Source organism: Bacillus cereus group sp. MYBK5-2 (assembly GCF_051915685.1).
Taxonomy (GTDB): domain Bacteria; phylum Bacillota; class Bacilli; order Bacillales; family Bacillaceae_G; genus Bacillus_A; species Bacillus_A cereus.
Genome location: NZ_JBQAFE010000001.1, coordinates 1,507,960 through 1,522,971, shown reverse-complemented (window position 1 = coordinate 1,522,971; position 15,012 = coordinate 1,507,960). Strand labels below are relative to the sequence as shown.

Genomic DNA, 15,012 nt, shown 5'->3' with positions numbered 1-15,012 from the left:
TACATTATATTTTTCGACCATTATCCAATCTTTTCCTTCTTAATAAAAAACATAAAAAAAGAGCCCTTATTCTCAACACAAGGACTCTTTTCATAAACTATTTAGCTACCTCTTCTTTCGGCATTACCATACCTTTATAAAGTTGAACAGTTATCCAGTAATAAATGAAATAAATGACTAAGAAAATTCCTATTGGCACCCACACTTTTACAAACGGGTCAACTAATATAAAGCTGAATAAGTTAAGCCCTACTAAAACGTGAGAAATGCCAATGATCGCTGGGAAGATAAATAAATATGAAATTTCTTTATATATACTTTTCGTTAACATGCTACGTCTTACACCGATTTTTCGTAACATTTCATAACGGCGTACATCACGAGAAGCACCTGTTAATATTTTGAACATAAGGGAACTCGCCATCATTGCTAAAAAGGCAATTCCGAGGAAAAATCCCATAAACATTGTTCCGCTCATGAAGCTGTTCATAAACTGATAAATTGTCATTTTCGTAAATAAGTCTACCTTTTCACCTGTTGCTTTTTCAATTTGTGCTTTTTGTCTCTTGTCTATTTCGATCAATAACGGTTTATATTTTTTCATATCATCTACTTTTGCTAATGTTACAGTGTGTTCTGTTCCTTGAATTCCTTTATAATGCTCTTCGTCTGCAATTCTTACTGGTTTTCCGTTAAATTGATTATGCGTAATTTGTATCTCTCTTACAACTGCGTCTTCCCAATCCTTTGGCATACGAGGGAATTTTGCTAATTCAGGAGCCTCTAAAGCTGAATATACAGGTTCTGTTAAAGGTTCAGTCACACGTTTACGAACAGGTTCTTTTAACGTTTTTGTATCAAAATGGTCTGAAACAAGTGGTGGTTTCGCAGTTAAGTCGTTACGTAAATAATAAACCGCTTCTCCATCTACTTTATATTTGTACTTGCTTTCTTCAACAATTTCCATTTCTTTCAAGGCAGCTTTGTCTTGATCATTCGGATCATGAATTACAACATCATATACACGAGAAAAGTCTGTCATAATACCTACATTTTTTTGGAAAGCCATACCTGCCGTCATCGCACCTGCCCCTAATGCAATTAACATCGCTACAGTACCTAATACTCTCGATAAACTATTTACTCGAAAGCGTAGCTGTGCATATGTAAAACTATTTAGACCAGTTTCATTTCGTTTTTTATTCCCCTTAATTTTCATCACAAAAAATGGGAGTAATGAACTAAAGATAAAATATGTTCCAAGTGTTGTAACGATGGTCGCTATAATAAAACCTAATTCAGCATATATTTTTACATTGATCATAAAATAGTACCCTGTACTTACTAGTAATACACCAAGTACTGTCATTATTATAATGCGAGTTTTACTTTTCTTCACTTCATCTAGTGTTTCATCTTCACGAATTAACTCTAGTTCAGTTTTACGTAACAATCGGACACTGTTCATTAAGCCAGTAATGAAAAATAGTATTAAGAAGAAAATAGCTGTAACTAAAATTGCTGGTGTGTATACAGATGCATAACTACCTTTTGCTGAAATTTCCATTCCATTCATTAAAAAGTTTCCTGCTACACTTGCAAGTAACATCCCTACTAAAATACCGATAATAATACTGACAATCCCCATACCGAATGTTTCAATAAATAATAACTGTGCTACTTTTTTCTTTTTTGCACCAAGCATCATGTACATACCGAGTTCTTTTCTTCTCAATGTGAGCAAGAAAGAGTTGGCATATATAATATAAAATACAGTAATGAAAGATAATAATATTGCACCTACCCAGAATACGAGTCTAATACTACTAATAAGACTATTATCCTTCGTAAATTCACTATTCATCGCCATCGTTTGGAACATGTAAAAAATACTAATGCTAATAACGAGGCCAATAAGTAAAACCATATAATCTTTTAACATTTTTTTCATACTATGACGTGATAATTTAAATAACATAGTTTCGCCCCCTACTTAGACTCAGCAGCTGAGCCCATATGAGCGAGCACACCTAAAATGTCTTGATAGAAATTCTCTCTAGTGCCTTGACGATTTAATTCTTTATAAAGAAGACCATCTTGAATAAATAAAATACGCTCACAATAACTTGCACTAAATGCATCGTGTGTAACCATCAAAATACTTACATTGTGATTTTCATGTAAATCTTGCATCGCTTCTAATAAACTTTTTGCGTTTTTACTATCAAGCGCACCTGTCGGTTCATCTGCTAATACAATTGCTGGATTATGTACTAAAGCTCTGGCCGCCGCTGTTCTTTGCTTTTGTCCTCCAGAAACAGCCGTCGGATATTTTGTTAAAATTTCGGTGATGCCTAATTTCTTCGCAACGTCATTTACCTTTCCAGTAATCTCACTTGACGGTACGCCTTGCAAAGAAAGTGGTAAAGCTATATTTTCATAAATTGATAAGTTTTCTAGAAGATTAAAATCTTGAAAAATGAAACCTAATTTTTGAGAGCGAAAATCAGATAACGCATTGCCCTTCATAGAAGTAATATTTGTACCAGCTATCGTCACACTACCACCTGTCGCTTGGTCAAGTGTACTTATCACATTAAGTAAAGTCGTTTTTCCAGACCCAGAAGGTCCCATGATCCCGACAAATTCTCCTTCTTTAATACTTAACGATACACCCCTTAATGCTTTTGACTGATTCTCATTTCTTTTCCCATACGTTTTTTCTACACTTTCTACAGTAACTACATTTGTTGACATCTCTTTCACTCCATCCCTTTTGTATAAAATTAATTTCTCACATATTTCTTATTATTTTGTCATGTGAATCCTTAAGAATTTTTTAATTATTCATTTAAAAAGAGTTACACCTGTAACATGAACCTTTTTCCTACTTCATATTCTCATTTTTCTACAACTCGTTCCCTCGATTTCGCTTACATTTACCTTACATTTTTGTAAGATAAAAAAGAAAACACACTAATTTCTAATAGTGTGTTTTCTTTACAATCAATATTTTCTATTCTTTATTTCTTCTTCAATACTTGCCACAAATACATCTAGCGCAATAACTTCTGACTTCTCTTCCCCATATTTACGTACATTTACAGCTCCGTTTTCCATTTCCTTATCCCCAATAACAAGAACATACGGTACTTTTTGCATTTGTGCTTCTCTTATTTTATATCCTAATTTTTCATCTCGTGCATCTTGTTCAACACGAACTCCAGCTTGTGCTAATTTATGTGCAATCTCATTGGCATATTGTTCATGTACTGCATTTGAAACTGGAATTACTTTCACTTGAACTGGTGCCACCCATGCCGGGAACGCACCTCCAAAGTGCTCAATTAATATTGCTAAAAAGCGATCTAATGACCCTAAAACTGCCCTGTGAATAACAACTGGTCTTTTCTTTTCATTATTTTCATCTATATAATTTAAATCAAATTTCTCTGGCATTTGGAAATCAAGCTGGATTGTTCCGCACTGGTGACTTCTATTTAAAGCATCTTTAATATGAAAATCAATTTTCGGCCCGTAAAATGCGCCATCACCTTCATTTAGTCTATATTTATAATTTAGCGATTGTAATACATTTTCTAATGCCGCTTCTGCTTGCTCCCATAATTTATCATCACCCATTGAATCTTCTGGACGAGTAGAAAGCTCTACTTCATACTCGAATCCAAAAGTTTTATATACGTAATCAATTTGCGCCATTACGGATTTGATTTCATCTTCAATTTGTTTTGGAGTTACAAATAAATGTGCATCATCTTGGCAGAAAGTACGTACTCTTAATAATCCGTTTAACGCACCACTAAATTCATGACGATGTACTTGACCAAATTCACACATACGAATCGGTAATTCACGATAAGAATGCAATTTATTTTTAAACATAAGCATGTGTCCTGGACAGTTCATCGGTTTTAATGCAAAACTTTTATTATCTACTTCAGAGAAATACATATTATCTTTATAATGTCCCCAGTGCCCTGATCTCTCCCATACTTCTTGGTTCATCATGAACGGAGTGCGTACTTCTTGATAATTGTACTCTTTTTGAATTTCTCTTAAAAATGCTTCCAATTCGTTACGAATCATTTGTCCTTTCGGTAAATAAAACGGCATTCCCGGAGCCTCTTCAGAAAACATAAATAACTCAAGCTCACTGCCTAACTTACGATGATTTCTTTTTGCTGCTTCTTCAACGAAATGTAAATACTCTTCTAATTCTTTTTGAGAAGAGAATGCAACACCATATATGCGCTGAAGCACTTGGTTATTACTATCACCTCGCCAATATGCACCGGAAACGTGAGTTAATTGAAATGCTTTCAAATAACCTGTAGATGGTAAATGTGGTCCTCTACATAAATCTACAAATTCACCTTGTTTATATAGTGTTACACTTTCCCCACTAGGAATTGCTTCTAAAAGTTCTAATTTCAAGCGGTCGTTCATTTCTTGAAACAGTTTAGCTGCTTCTTCTCGAGAAACCTCAACTCGTTCTATCTTTATATTTTCATTTATGATCTTTTTCATTTCTTTTTCGATTTTCCGTAAATCTTCTATGTTTACACTACTTGGAAGATCCATATCATAATAAAATCCATTTTCAATAACAGGTCCTACTCCAAGATTTATATCACCATACAATCTTTTTACAGCTTGCGCTAAAATATGTGCCGCGGAGTGTCTTGCAATTTCTACCCCTTCATTTGAATCTATAGTAATGATTTCCACTTCCGCATTTTCTTCAATATTTCGGCGTAAATCATATAATCCATCATTTACTTTCCCCGCGACTGCTTTCTTTTTCAAACTACTGCTAATGGATCCAGCAATTTCTTCTAAAGTAACTCCATTTACAAATTCTTTAACGCTACCATCTGGAAATTTAATTTCAATCATTTGTTCTTTCATTTTTCATCTCTCCATTTCATAATAAAAAGCACACTCATCCCTAAAATAGGGACGAGCGTGCTTTTACCCGTGGTTCCACCCAGATTCCCATTGTAAACAAACAATGGCTTCTTTTACGGTAACGTCGTTTATACGGCACTAGATACTTAATTTCCCCAGTGCAGCTCTAAGGTGGTAAGTTATTTTTCTGCGTTAGGAAGTTCTCAGCTTTCCTTCCTTCTCTGTATAACCGGGTAAAATAACTCGTGTCCTTTTCTTCGCTTATTATGAAATTGAATGCAAAAAAGCATATTCATCCCTAAATATAGGGACGAATATGCTTATATCCGTGGTTCCACCCAGATTCCCATCACAAAAAACATAATGGCTTCTTTTGCGATAACGCCGCATACACGGCACTAGATACTTAATTTCCCTAGTGCAGCTCTAAGGTGGTAAGTTATTTTTCTGCGTTAGGAAGTTCTCAGCTTTCCTTCCTTCTCTGTATAACCGGGTAAAATAACTCATGTCCTTTTCTTTGCTTTTTGTAAAACATCCATTTATTGTTATTTAATATATCTTATTCATTTTATTTTTGCAAGTGTTTAAAAAAATTATTTATTTAATTTAAAAAAGTGAAACCAAATTTTTTTGGTTTCACTTCACAATTTTACCAATCTTGTGGTTCGTAATTTAAGTCTGCAAATAGACGTCTTTTCTCTTTCTTCGTTAAATCTCTCCACTGCCCAACTGGTAAATTATTCAATTCGATATTCATAATTCTTGTACGTTTTAACGTGTATACTTGATAACCTAAAGCTTCACACATACGGCGAATTTGGCGATTTAGCCCTTGTGTTAAAATAATTTGGAACTCATATTTTGATAACTGTGTAATCTCACAAGGAAGCGTTTTTGTTCCTAAAATTTTAACACCCGCTGCCATTTTCTCTAAGAAATCAGGTGTAATCGGCTTATCTACTGAAACGATATATTCTTTCTCATGTTTGTTTTCAGCACGTAAAATCTCATTAACAATATCGCCATCATTCGTTAACAAAATTAAACCGTCAGAGTCTTTATCAAGACGTCCAATGTGACTAATTCTTAAAGGATGATTCACTAAATCGATAATATTACCTTTTACTGATTTTTCACTCGTACATGTAATACCTACTGGTTTATTTAAAGCGATATATACGTGATCTCGAGCAATTCGAAGCTGCTCTCCATTTACTCGTACATCATCACCTGGGTTCACTTGGTCACCAATTTTTGCAACCTTACCGTTAATAATTACTCTTCTCTCATTAATTAGTTTATCCGCTCCACGTCGAGACGCTTTTCCAGCTTCACTAATAAATTTATTGATACGCAAATTAGGCACATCCTTTTCTAAAAAAATTTCAAGCTCACACTGCTTCTACCGTACAATACAAAAGGGTAAGCCTCCTATTATAACTTAAATATATTAACATGAAAGGGTATATAACGTCTTCTATTAATTACTTGTTTATAAGAAAATATCTTTATTATACATTCATTTATACACTTTTTCAGCGTTTAATATACAAGCCATTCTTCCTTACATACAGCTTGTTTTCCTTTTATCTCTTCTATATCCTCATGAATATTAGCTAATTTATATAAATCTGGGAAAATCTCTTCCACATAATGTTGATGCGTCTGTTCATCTTTCCAATACGTTAACACTATGTAACGATTTTCATTTTTTAAAGACTTCCCAACTACTCCACCTAACATTCCTTTTGCTTTTTCCATTCCTTTATTCCAAATTGTTTCTTGCTTATGTAAAAAATACTTTTCCTTTTCCACCTTTACATCACATATAGCAACTCTTACGAATGATCCTTCTGTAACAACGTCTTTCAAATGCGTATCAGTTATATCATACAACGTTTGAAATAATTCAATTTCACACGAAAGAAACGTATCCTCTTGATTACTATTTACATAAATTGTATCGTGAGCACCATTCATAAATGATTGATATGTACTTCTATCTTCCCATAAAGTAAATACACATGCCTCATCTTCATACCATCCACCAAATTGTCCATGAAAACCATCTAGATGCCGTATATCACTCCATTTTTCTTGCGCATTTGAAAACAATTCCTTTTTCTCTTCTTCCACCTTACAGTAGATTGTTTTTAGTAACATTTTTAATTCCCCCTTATGATCCAATCCATTTCCCACTTGCCATACTTTCTATTTTTCCATATACACAAACATTAATTTTTTTGTTATCAACTCCATTACTTAATCAAAATTTGATGCCCTCCGTAAATGTTGTAAGTTGATTACGAGAATACTTACCGTGTAAAAATACATCTAAAATATAAAAATTAAAATCTCTTACTTTGTTTTCTTATCCCAGTTATAGTTTACATAATATAATTATGTATTACTATTTATATCATTCAATAAAATATACTATTTTATTCTATACGCATACTATTTTAAATTCAAACAATTCAGAATTAAAATCCGAAAAAGATAGAAAGTAAACAATCCTACATTATCATCTACTCCCTATCTCTCTTATCATCAATTATTTTTCAAATAAATAATACGTAATTTCTCCTGGATAATGTAATACAGTTACCTTCCGCTCCTCTTTTTTAAAACTAACAGTATGCCCGTTTTCCCCTAAGTTCTCCCATCCATTTGCCTTTGTAATAGGCATTACACTTATATATTGATAGTCCTCTTCCTTATCATCGTTAATATGGATTGCTGACATTGGCACTGGAAAATCTTTAATTTTAGATTCTTTGTCTACATATATGAGTGCAAATAAACCAACTAATAACATAGCCATTGAAATACTTAAAACCAGTTTTCTTCTATTCATTTTCACTAAAAACCCTCTTTTCTCGCATATAACTTTCATCATTTTACTAAATTTAATTATTCACGTATAGAAAAGACATAATTTAAATTATTTCTAACCTATTTTCTCTACTTTAAACAACATTATTGTTATATATTATAATTATAAGTTTTTAAATTTTGGAGGCGTTACATATTGCAGAAATTACTTTTTACTAAATGGACAGTTGTTATTTCTATTTTCATCATTTTTGGTACAATTTTCTACGTTACTAATGTTAATAATAACAGCGAAAAAGCAACTGTAGAAACAGCGGAGACAAAAACTTTCAAAACGAAATTACAACCTAAAATTAATGAATTGACTACTCATTATAATGACATCATCGAAAAAGATTGGTTACCTGCCTGGGAAGAGATTAACACGAATGGAGATTCAGTAGATCGAAATAAACTATTAGTTACAATGAGTGCTGTTTCCAAACAGTACGAAACAATTATGAACGAAATAGACACGCTTAAAATTGAAGAAAACATAACAGATATAGATATACAAAAACAACTACTTCAATTCACAACTCAGTTTAAATCCGCATCAAATTTCATGAAAAATGCAGCAAATTTAATTATAGACGGAGCAAATAACTCTACTCCAACAAATGAAACTATTGAAAAAACAAAACAAGCTTTAGGACTTGCGGATCAACATATTGTCATCGCTTTATCTACTTTAAATGAAGTTGAAGATAAATTAGGACTTACAAAAAAATAAAACTATTTACTATTTTAAAATAAAAAATGATTGCAATTCACAATTTGTATGTCTATAATGTTTTTATTGATTTACAATCAATGTGTTTATAAATTTTATAATTCGGATGAACCATTCAGGAGAAGGTCTATTGATCTACCGACGGGGCAAAAAGTTGTTATACCAACTTTGAAACTCTCAGGTCTTGGTTACAAGTAGAACTGCATGGGGACGAATCTCTGGAGAGACTCCCTCTCGCTTTCATAGAGCGCGGAGGAAAACGAGCACCGAAGGAGCAAATCCGCTACTTTAGCGGATAATCTCTCAGGTAAAAGGACAGAGACAAGCGAAAGAAAAAGCCGATTGTATCGGTTTATTTTTCTATCCCTTGTTTCTCCAGAGACCATTTCATTTACTTGAAGTGGTTTTTATTTTTTCTAAAAAAGGAGAATAAAGATGGAGACAGTAAGTAAAGTATTAGAACAACTGAATCAATACGTGTGGGGATTACCAACTTTGTTGCTACTCGTTGGAACAGGTATCATTCTCACAGTGCGTTTAAAAGGTTTACAGTTTAGTAAACTATTATACGCTCACAAACTAGCATTTAAAAAATCAGAAGATGCCTCTTCTTCTGGAGATATTAGTCACTTCCAAGCACTTATGACAGCTATGGCCGCAACGATTGGTATGGGAAATATAGCCGGTGTTGCAACAGCTGTTACAATTGGTGGTCCTGGTGCAATATTTTGGATGTGGATTACCGCTTTATTCGGTATGGCAACAAAGTATGCAGAGGCAATACTTGCAGTGAAATACCGTGTTAGTAATGAAAATGGTGAATATTCAGGTGGACCAATGTATTATTTAGAGCGTGGTTTAGGTAAGAAATGGCTTGCTATATTATTCGCTATATTTGGTACAACTGCTTCTTTCGGTATTGGTAATATGGTGCAATCTAATTCAGTTGCAGAGGCAATGCGAATTAATTTCTCTTTCCCTCCTGCTTTAACTGGTATAGTAATGTCATTTTTAATCGCAATTGTTATTTTAGGCGGTGTAAAAAAAATCGGGAAAGTGACGGGATATGTCGTTCCTATTAAAGCTTTCTTTTATATAATTGCTGGTCTTATCATTATTTTCTATCACTACGACCAAATTCCAGAAGCATTTTCACTTATTTTTTCTGGTGCATTTAATGGTACAGCAGCTGCTGGTGGTTTTATCGGGGCAACAGTTGCATCCGCTATCCAAATCGGAATGGCACGTGGTGTATTTGCGAACGAAGCTGGTTTAGGGAGTGCACCAATTGCTGCTGCGGCTGCAAAAACTGATTCGCCTGCAAAGCAAGCTTTAGTTTCAATGACTGGTACTTTTCTAGATACGTTTATTGTATGTACAATTACAGGACTAGTATTAATCACTACAGGCGCTTGGAAATCTGGTAAAACTGGCGTTGAAGCTACAACACTTGCATTCCAATCTGTATTTGGTACTGCTGGTAGTATGATTCTCGGTATCGCAATTATTTTATTTGCCTACTCTACTATTTTAGGTTGGTCGTATTATGGAGAAAAATGTGTAGCTTATTTATTCGGAGAAAGTGCAGTTAAATATTATAAAGCAATCTTTATTGTCATGATTGCAATTGGTGCTAATTTAAAGCTAGGAATCGTATGGACATTTGCTGATATTGCAAATGGACTTATGGCAATTCCAAACTTGATTGGTCTAATTGGATTAAGTAGTATTGTTGTTGCTGAAACGAATCGTTTTTTACAAGCAGAGAAATTGAAAGAAAATAATAAAAAACAGGCAAGTTAATCTATGAAAAAAGGAATGACTCATACATGATGAGCATTCCTTTTTTCATCCCCTCTTTTACTTAATTACTATCATTAAAAATATATTTATATCAATATTTACTCCTTTTTATTCCTCCAAAAGTTTTTCACATAAATGTCATAAATCGTATGGTCTAACTATATAGTTGAAAAGGAATGCGACATTAAAGTGTCGCTGAAAAACTCATCCAAGAAAAGGGAGGAAAAATCTTTTGAAAAACAAAATCATTGTTTTCCTATCTGTTTTATCATTTATTATTGGTGGTTTCTTCTTTAACACGAATACTTCAAGTGCTGAAACATCATCTACTGATTACGTTCCTAACCAATTAATCGTTAAGTTCAAACAAAATGCATCTTTAAGTAATGTGCAATCTTTTCATAAATCTGTCGGAGCTAATGTCTTATCTAAAGATGATAAGTTAGGTTTTGAAGTCGTACAATTTTCAAAAGGTACTGTAAAAGAAAAAATAAAGAGTTATAAAAATAATCCAGATGTGGAATATGCAGAACCGAATTATTACGTTCACGCCTTTTGGACTCCAAACGACCCATATTTTAATAATCAATATGGATTACAAAAGATTCAAGCTCCACAAGCTTGGGATAGCCAACGAAGTGATCCTGGTGTAAAAGTAGCTATTATTGATACAGGAGTTCAAGGCTCACACCCTGATCTGGCTTCGAAAGTAATTTACGGGCATGATTATGTTGATAACGACAATACATCTGATGATGGTAATGGTCATGGTACACATTGCGCTGGAATTACTGGAGCACTTACGAATAACAGCGTCGGAATTGCTGGTGTTGCCCCACAAACTTCAATTTATGCTGTCCGCGTATTAGATAATCAAGGAAGTGGTACTCTTGATGCTGTAGCGCAAGGTATTCGAGAAGCTGCTGATTCGGGTGCAAAAGTAATTAGTTTAAGTTTAGGAGCTCCAAATGGTGGTACTGCATTACAACAAGCCGTTCAATATGCATGGAATAAAGGCTCTGTTATAGTTGCAGCTGCTGGAAATGCTGGAAATACAAAAGCTAATTACCCTGCTTATTACAGCGAAGTAATTGCAGTTGCTTCTACAGATCAATCAGATAGAAAATCTTCATTCTCTACTTATGGTAGCTGGGTAGATGTTGCAGCACCAGGTTCAAATATATATTCAACATATAAAGGAAGTACGTATCAATCATTAAGTGGTACATCTATGGCAACACCTCATGTTGCAGGAGTCGCAGCTCTTTTAGCAAATCAAGGATATAGCAATACACAAATCCGCCAAATTATTGAGTCTACTACTGATAAAATTAGTGGTACAGGTACGTACTGGAAAAACGGTAGAGTCAATGCATATAAGGCTGTACAATACGCTAAGCAATTACAAGAAAATAAAGCTTCTTAATAAATAAAGTAAAATTTTAATCAGTCGATCTACCATTAATGCCGGATAAAATAGAAGGAGAGACTTCTACAATTAAAGCCTCTCCTTTTTACAAACTATATTACTCTCCCTGCTTTTTAACCATATGTAAATACAGTACAAAATCCATCATTGTTGACGAATGACCAAGTTGACGGATCATCGCTGTTATATTTCCTCTATGATATGTACCATGATTTACGACATGTTGCACTAATTCTAAAATCGAAGTTTCTAATTTCCCTACATATGGATTCTCAATAACAAATACAGCATTCACATCTTGTATTGTAATTAAAAACTCTTTATATTGATTTGCCATGTTTTCAAACATTTTTTCTAATTCATGTAACGATTTAGTTTCAATTTGTTTTCGTAAATCTTCTCGGTCTTGTATTGCTTCATTCATACTTTTACCATGCAATATATGTAACCACACTTGATCTGTAATATAAATATGCACAAAAGTATCCTTAATGGATGGGAATACACTCTGTATCTGCTCATTAAAAATCGTCTCATGGTTTGGTAACTCTTTTAATCGATTGAATAATCTAGTATTAGCCCAAGCATGGTAATCACACTGTTTTAATATATAATCTTTCAACTTATATTACCTCCTTATTGTATGAAACGAATGGTTTGTTTCTTCATTTCTGATTCTCTATCAGCCTTTGCAATCCCTTTTTCTTTCATTTCATGCTTATTTATCGTTTTATATTTTACATACGTATAAAATTCCGTTTGAAATGGAAATGGTGTAATCCGAATCGTTTCCTCGTCCACCCATTCAGCTTGAATAAGTTTCTCCTCTTTACTATTAAAGATTTCTGTTCCTTCAAAACCATCTTTAAATAAGTCAATTTCATCTTTCTTTTTGACACCAGGCTTATTCATACATACGTATAAAGAAAGTTCATCACAAAACTTTAATAATCTATAATGTTTATCGAACATCGCAAACTGTTCCTTTGTTAACGTTTTCAAGATTCTTTTTTGTCGTTCTAATTCATGTTTATAAAATGACATCATCTCTTCATCTTCCTCGTTTAGTGGAAATGATAAAAAATGTTTACTACAAAGCAATGCCCCGTATGGATTAGAATTTTCAATTTCATTCAAACCAATCGTATAAAAAACAAAACGTAATGGGCTTGGACAATCCATAAATGTATATGGAATATTTTTAGCATCATTCAAAATTGGTACTTTATCAAGCTCTATCCATCCTCTGTCATGCTCATATATTGCATCAACTGTTTCTTTTAAATATGTTTTACTTTCAAAAAAGTCTTCTTTTATATGTTTTGCAATCTCTCCAGCTAAAAAACCATGATCATGTTGACGAATTAATATACTTTCCTTCTCATTTTTTTCACGAAAAATCATTCATATACTCCCCCTCATCCTCATATTAAAGCTTTTTATATGCATCGATTCTTAATTAATCCCTAAATAATAGAAGGGATTCAGTCTCTTGCAACGAAATTAACATAATTATATAGTATTCTATCTAATCATAGTGATAGCTTTATCTTTACTATCTATTATACTAAAACATTCATTCCAAAAATTTTTTTATGAGGTGAAAACATGAACAAAACAGAATTAATTAAAAACGTAGCTCAATCAGCTGATATTTCTCAAAAGGACGCTTCTGCAGCTGTACAATCCGTATTTGACACAATTGCTAATGCATTACAATCTGGAGATAAAGTTCAACTAATCGGTTTTGGAACTTTTGAAGTGCGCGAAAGATCTGCTCGTACAGGACGTAATCCGCAAACTGGCGAAGAAATTCAAATCGCCGCTGGTAAAGTTCCTGCATTTAAAGCAGGTAAAGAATTAAAAGAAGCTGTTAAATAAACAAGAAACCAGCCATTTTATAGGCTGGTTTCTTGTTTTTATTTAAGCAATTGCTTTATATTCTCTGCATGATACACTTCACAAATATAAAATACACATTTGCATTTACTTACAATTTGATACTTTCTAGTTGGATACACATTCGCTGTAACAGAACATCCATCAAACAATTCAATAATATTTCCAGATGGCTGATATCCTTCATATAATACATTTCTTCTTACTTCCATCTTTTCTATAAGCTTTTCAACAGGAATATTTCCACTCTCTAATTCACTCTTTATTGCGTCCGGTAAAAACGAAGTGTCTGCAAAAATTAGATTTTCAGATAACACCTTGCCTTTATAACTAACATTAGATACACGGTAAAGAAATGTTCCATCTTTATCAAAGAAATTCTTTGCTTCTTTCGGAATGTACTGTCTACCAAGTGCCTCTTGTTCAAGAACATCAAACTGAACTGTATCATTTAAAAGCTTTTCTAAAGCATGAATGGATGATGTATCTCCAGAAAATAAAATATTTTTAATTGCTTGTACGTTATAAGTGAATTCATTCTTTCTATTTTCCGCTACTAACATGAGGAACACCTCTTCTATAATTTTTTTATTTAAGATTTAAAAGTGCTGCCGCATCTAATTGCGTAATTTCAGTTACTTCCTTACTGAATATTGCAACAGAGGCCCTATAATCTAAACTAGGCTTTACATCTTCCATCATTGTATTATTTAATAACTCTTGTCTATCCTTAAAAACCAACAAGTTTGGAGGATCATTTGGAGCTGATACTGTAATATGTACTGGCGGAATCATTAGTCCTTCACCTGTCGCTTTCAGCACCGCTTCTTTTCGAGTCCAATATGTTAAAAATCCTTCTATTTTCTGTTCATTTGGCAGTTTCATAACTTGCGCTATTTCAATGTCTGTTAATACACCTTCTGCCATTTTCATAACATCTACATTTGGATTCATTTGTTCTACATCTATGCCAACAGGTGCAGATTTTGTAAAAGCAACGACAACCCACTCACCTGAATGCGAAACGGATAATTGCGGCATACCTTCTGGTAATTGTGGTCTTCCATGCTGCACTTTACATACTGAGCACATTCGATCAATTGGTACTTGGACTGGTGACATAGAAAGTATCTTACCGAGAACTAATCTACTTACTACGCAACCTATTATAAAACGAGCTCGATCTGCCGAATGATGATACGAATTTGCTTTCTCTCGCTCTATATCATTTAGTAAATTGTAATGCCATGATTGTAAATCCGAAATTCTTGCCCACCATATTTGACAATCATTCTCATTCAAAGTTGGAATAGAATCTACAACTTTACTTTCTATCATGTAAACT

14 protein-coding genes, 1 riboswitch and 2 other annotated features are annotated in these 15,012 nt (G+C 33.4%); of the genes, 4 read left to right on the top strand and 10 right to left on the bottom strand.

Annotation, left to right across the window (positions count from 1 at the left end; translation table 11 throughout):
• Nucleotides 1-97: 97 nt before the first annotated feature.
• The 6 genes from ACTFP3_RS08070 to ACTFP3_RS08045 form a co-directional block, all read right to left on the bottom strand.
• A complete protein-coding gene (locus tag ACTFP3_RS08070) occupies nt 98-1,978 on the bottom strand; it encodes an FtsX-like permease family protein (protein WP_049107700.1) in 1,881 nt (626 codons plus the stop codon).
• 11 nt (nt 1,979-1,989) lie between these two features.
• The gene (locus tag ACTFP3_RS08065) at nt 1,990-2,757 is read right to left on the bottom strand and encodes an ABC transporter ATP-binding protein (protein WP_000106426.1); all 768 of its coding nucleotides are present in this window, start codon (nt 2,755-2,757) and stop codon (nt 1,990-1,992) included.
• Between the two features lie 249 nt (nt 2,758-3,006).
• Nucleotides 3,007-4,929 carry a threonine--tRNA ligase gene (gene thrS / locus ACTFP3_RS08060; RefSeq protein ID WP_124749454.1) on the bottom strand — a complete coding sequence of 641 codons (1,923 nt, stop codon included), beginning with the start codon at nt 4,927-4,929 and terminating at the stop codon, nt 3,007-3,009.
• Between the two features lie 44 nt (nt 4,930-4,973).
• Nucleotides 4,974-5,196: a binding site (T-box leader), on the bottom strand.
• A gap of 36 nt (nt 5,197-5,232) precedes the next feature.
• Nucleotides 5,233-5,456 (bottom strand) — a binding site (T-box leader).
• A gap of 122 nt (nt 5,457-5,578) precedes the next feature.
• Nucleotides 5,579-6,286, bottom strand: a complete 708-nt coding sequence (gene rluF / locus ACTFP3_RS08055; protein ID WP_001222170.1) for a 23S rRNA pseudouridine(2604) synthase RluF — start codon at nt 6,284-6,286, stop codon at nt 5,579-5,581.
• Between the two features lie 185 nt (nt 6,287-6,471).
• Complete coding sequence (locus tag ACTFP3_RS08050; RefSeq protein WP_440009928.1) at nt 6,472-7,092, bottom strand: DUF4937 domain-containing protein; 621 nt, start codon at nt 7,090-7,092, stop codon at nt 6,472-6,474.
• A gap of 391 nt (nt 7,093-7,483) precedes the next feature.
• Nucleotides 7,484-7,828, bottom strand: a complete 345-nt coding sequence (locus ACTFP3_RS08045) for a hypothetical protein (RefSeq protein WP_284996219.1) — start codon at nt 7,826-7,828, stop codon at nt 7,484-7,486.
• A 132-nt stretch (nt 7,829-7,960) separates the two neighbouring features.
• Here ACTFP3_RS08045 and ACTFP3_RS08040 point away from each other — a divergent pair, with 132 nt between their 5' ends.
• From ACTFP3_RS08040 to ACTFP3_RS08030, 3 genes are all read left to right on the top strand, one after another.
• Nucleotides 7,961-8,536, top strand: coding sequence for a hypothetical protein (locus ACTFP3_RS08040; protein WP_001170892.1), 576 nt, complete (start codon nt 7,961-7,963; stop codon nt 8,534-8,536).
• Nucleotides 8,537-8,744: 208 nt separating this feature from the next.
• Nucleotides 8,745-8,865: riboswitch (glycine riboswitch) on the top strand.
• Nucleotides 8,866-8,971: 106 nt separating this feature from the next.
• A complete protein-coding gene (locus ACTFP3_RS08035) occupies nt 8,972-10,339 on the top strand; it encodes an alanine/glycine:cation symporter family protein (RefSeq protein ID WP_000451035.1) in 1,368 nt (455 codons plus the stop codon).
• A gap of 232 nt (nt 10,340-10,571) precedes the next feature.
• Nucleotides 10,572-11,765 (top strand): S8 family peptidase, encoded by a 1,194-nt coding sequence (locus tag ACTFP3_RS08030; RefSeq protein ID WP_000790937.1) that lies wholly within the window; start codon nt 10,572-10,574, stop codon nt 11,763-11,765.
• Between the two features lie 100 nt (nt 11,766-11,865).
• On the opposite strand, the gene ACTFP3_RS08025 is transcribed toward ACTFP3_RS08030, so the two are convergent.
• Entirely contained in the window at nt 11,866-12,390 is a 525-nt protein-coding gene (locus tag ACTFP3_RS08025; RefSeq protein ID WP_440009924.1) for a DinB family protein, read from the bottom strand.
• Between the two features lie 14 nt (nt 12,391-12,404).
• On the bottom strand, nt 12,405-13,172 hold the full coding sequence (locus ACTFP3_RS08020; protein WP_290102461.1) for a DUF3891 family protein: 768 nt from the start codon (nt 13,170-13,172) through the stop codon (nt 12,405-12,407).
• Between the two features lie 204 nt (nt 13,173-13,376).
• Here ACTFP3_RS08020 and ACTFP3_RS08015 point away from each other — a divergent pair, with 204 nt between their 5' ends.
• Nucleotides 13,377-13,649 (top strand): HU family DNA-binding protein, encoded by a 273-nt coding sequence (locus tag ACTFP3_RS08015; RefSeq protein ID WP_001043905.1) that lies wholly within the window; start codon nt 13,377-13,379, stop codon nt 13,647-13,649.
• A 38-nt stretch (nt 13,650-13,687) separates the two neighbouring features.
• Here ACTFP3_RS08015 and ACTFP3_RS08010 read toward each other — a convergent pair whose 3' ends face one another.
• Together ACTFP3_RS08010 and sfp are read right to left on the bottom strand one after the other, a co-directional pair.
• Nucleotides 13,688-14,230, bottom strand: coding sequence for a hypothetical protein (locus ACTFP3_RS08010; RefSeq protein ID WP_000959125.1), 543 nt, complete (start codon nt 14,228-14,230; stop codon nt 13,688-13,690).
• Between the two features lie 25 nt (nt 14,231-14,255).
• Nucleotides 14,256-15,005 (bottom strand): 4'-phosphopantetheinyl transferase Sfp, encoded by a 750-nt coding sequence (gene sfp, locus ACTFP3_RS08005; RefSeq protein ID WP_025709703.1) that lies wholly within the window; start codon nt 15,003-15,005, stop codon nt 14,256-14,258.
• Nucleotides 15,006-15,012: the final 7 nt, after the last annotated feature.

What these genes read in the sequence shown, in the direction of transcription:
- ACTFP3_RS08070 (WP_049107700.1), bottom strand. Translation starts at nt 1,978, where the DNA reads ATGTTATTTAAATTATCACGTCATAGTATGAAAAAAATGTTAAAAGAT.
- ACTFP3_RS08065 (WP_000106426.1), bottom strand. Translation starts at nt 2,757, where the DNA reads ATGTCAACAAATGTAGTTACTGTAGAAAGTGTAGAAAAAACGTATGGG.
- thrS (WP_124749454.1), bottom strand. Translation starts at nt 4,929, where the DNA reads ATGAAAGAACAAATGATTGAAATTAAATTTCCAGATGGTAGCGTTAAA.
- ACTFP3_RS08050 (WP_440009928.1), bottom strand. Translation starts at nt 7,092, where the DNA reads ATGTTACTAAAAACAATCTACTGTAAGGTGGAAGAAGAGAAAAAGGAA.
- ACTFP3_RS08045 (WP_284996219.1), bottom strand. Translation starts at nt 7,828, where the DNA reads ATGATGAAAGTTATATGCGAGAAAAGAGGGTTTTTAGTGAAAATGAAT.
- ACTFP3_RS08035 (WP_000451035.1), top strand. Translation starts at nt 8,972, where the DNA reads ATGGAGACAGTAAGTAAAGTATTAGAACAACTGAATCAATACGTGTGG.
- ACTFP3_RS08020 (WP_290102461.1), bottom strand. Translation starts at nt 13,172, where the DNA reads ATGATTTTTCGTGAAAAAAATGAGAAGGAAAGTATATTAATTCGTCAA.
- ACTFP3_RS08015 (WP_001043905.1), top strand. Translation starts at nt 13,377, where the DNA reads ATGAACAAAACAGAATTAATTAAAAACGTAGCTCAATCAGCTGATATT.
- ACTFP3_RS08010 (WP_000959125.1), bottom strand. Translation starts at nt 14,230, where the DNA reads ATGTTAGTAGCGGAAAATAGAAAGAATGAATTCACTTATAACGTACAA.
- sfp (WP_025709703.1), bottom strand. Translation starts at nt 15,005, where the DNA reads ATGATAGAAAGTAAAGTTGTAGATTCTATTCCAACTTTGAATGAGAAT.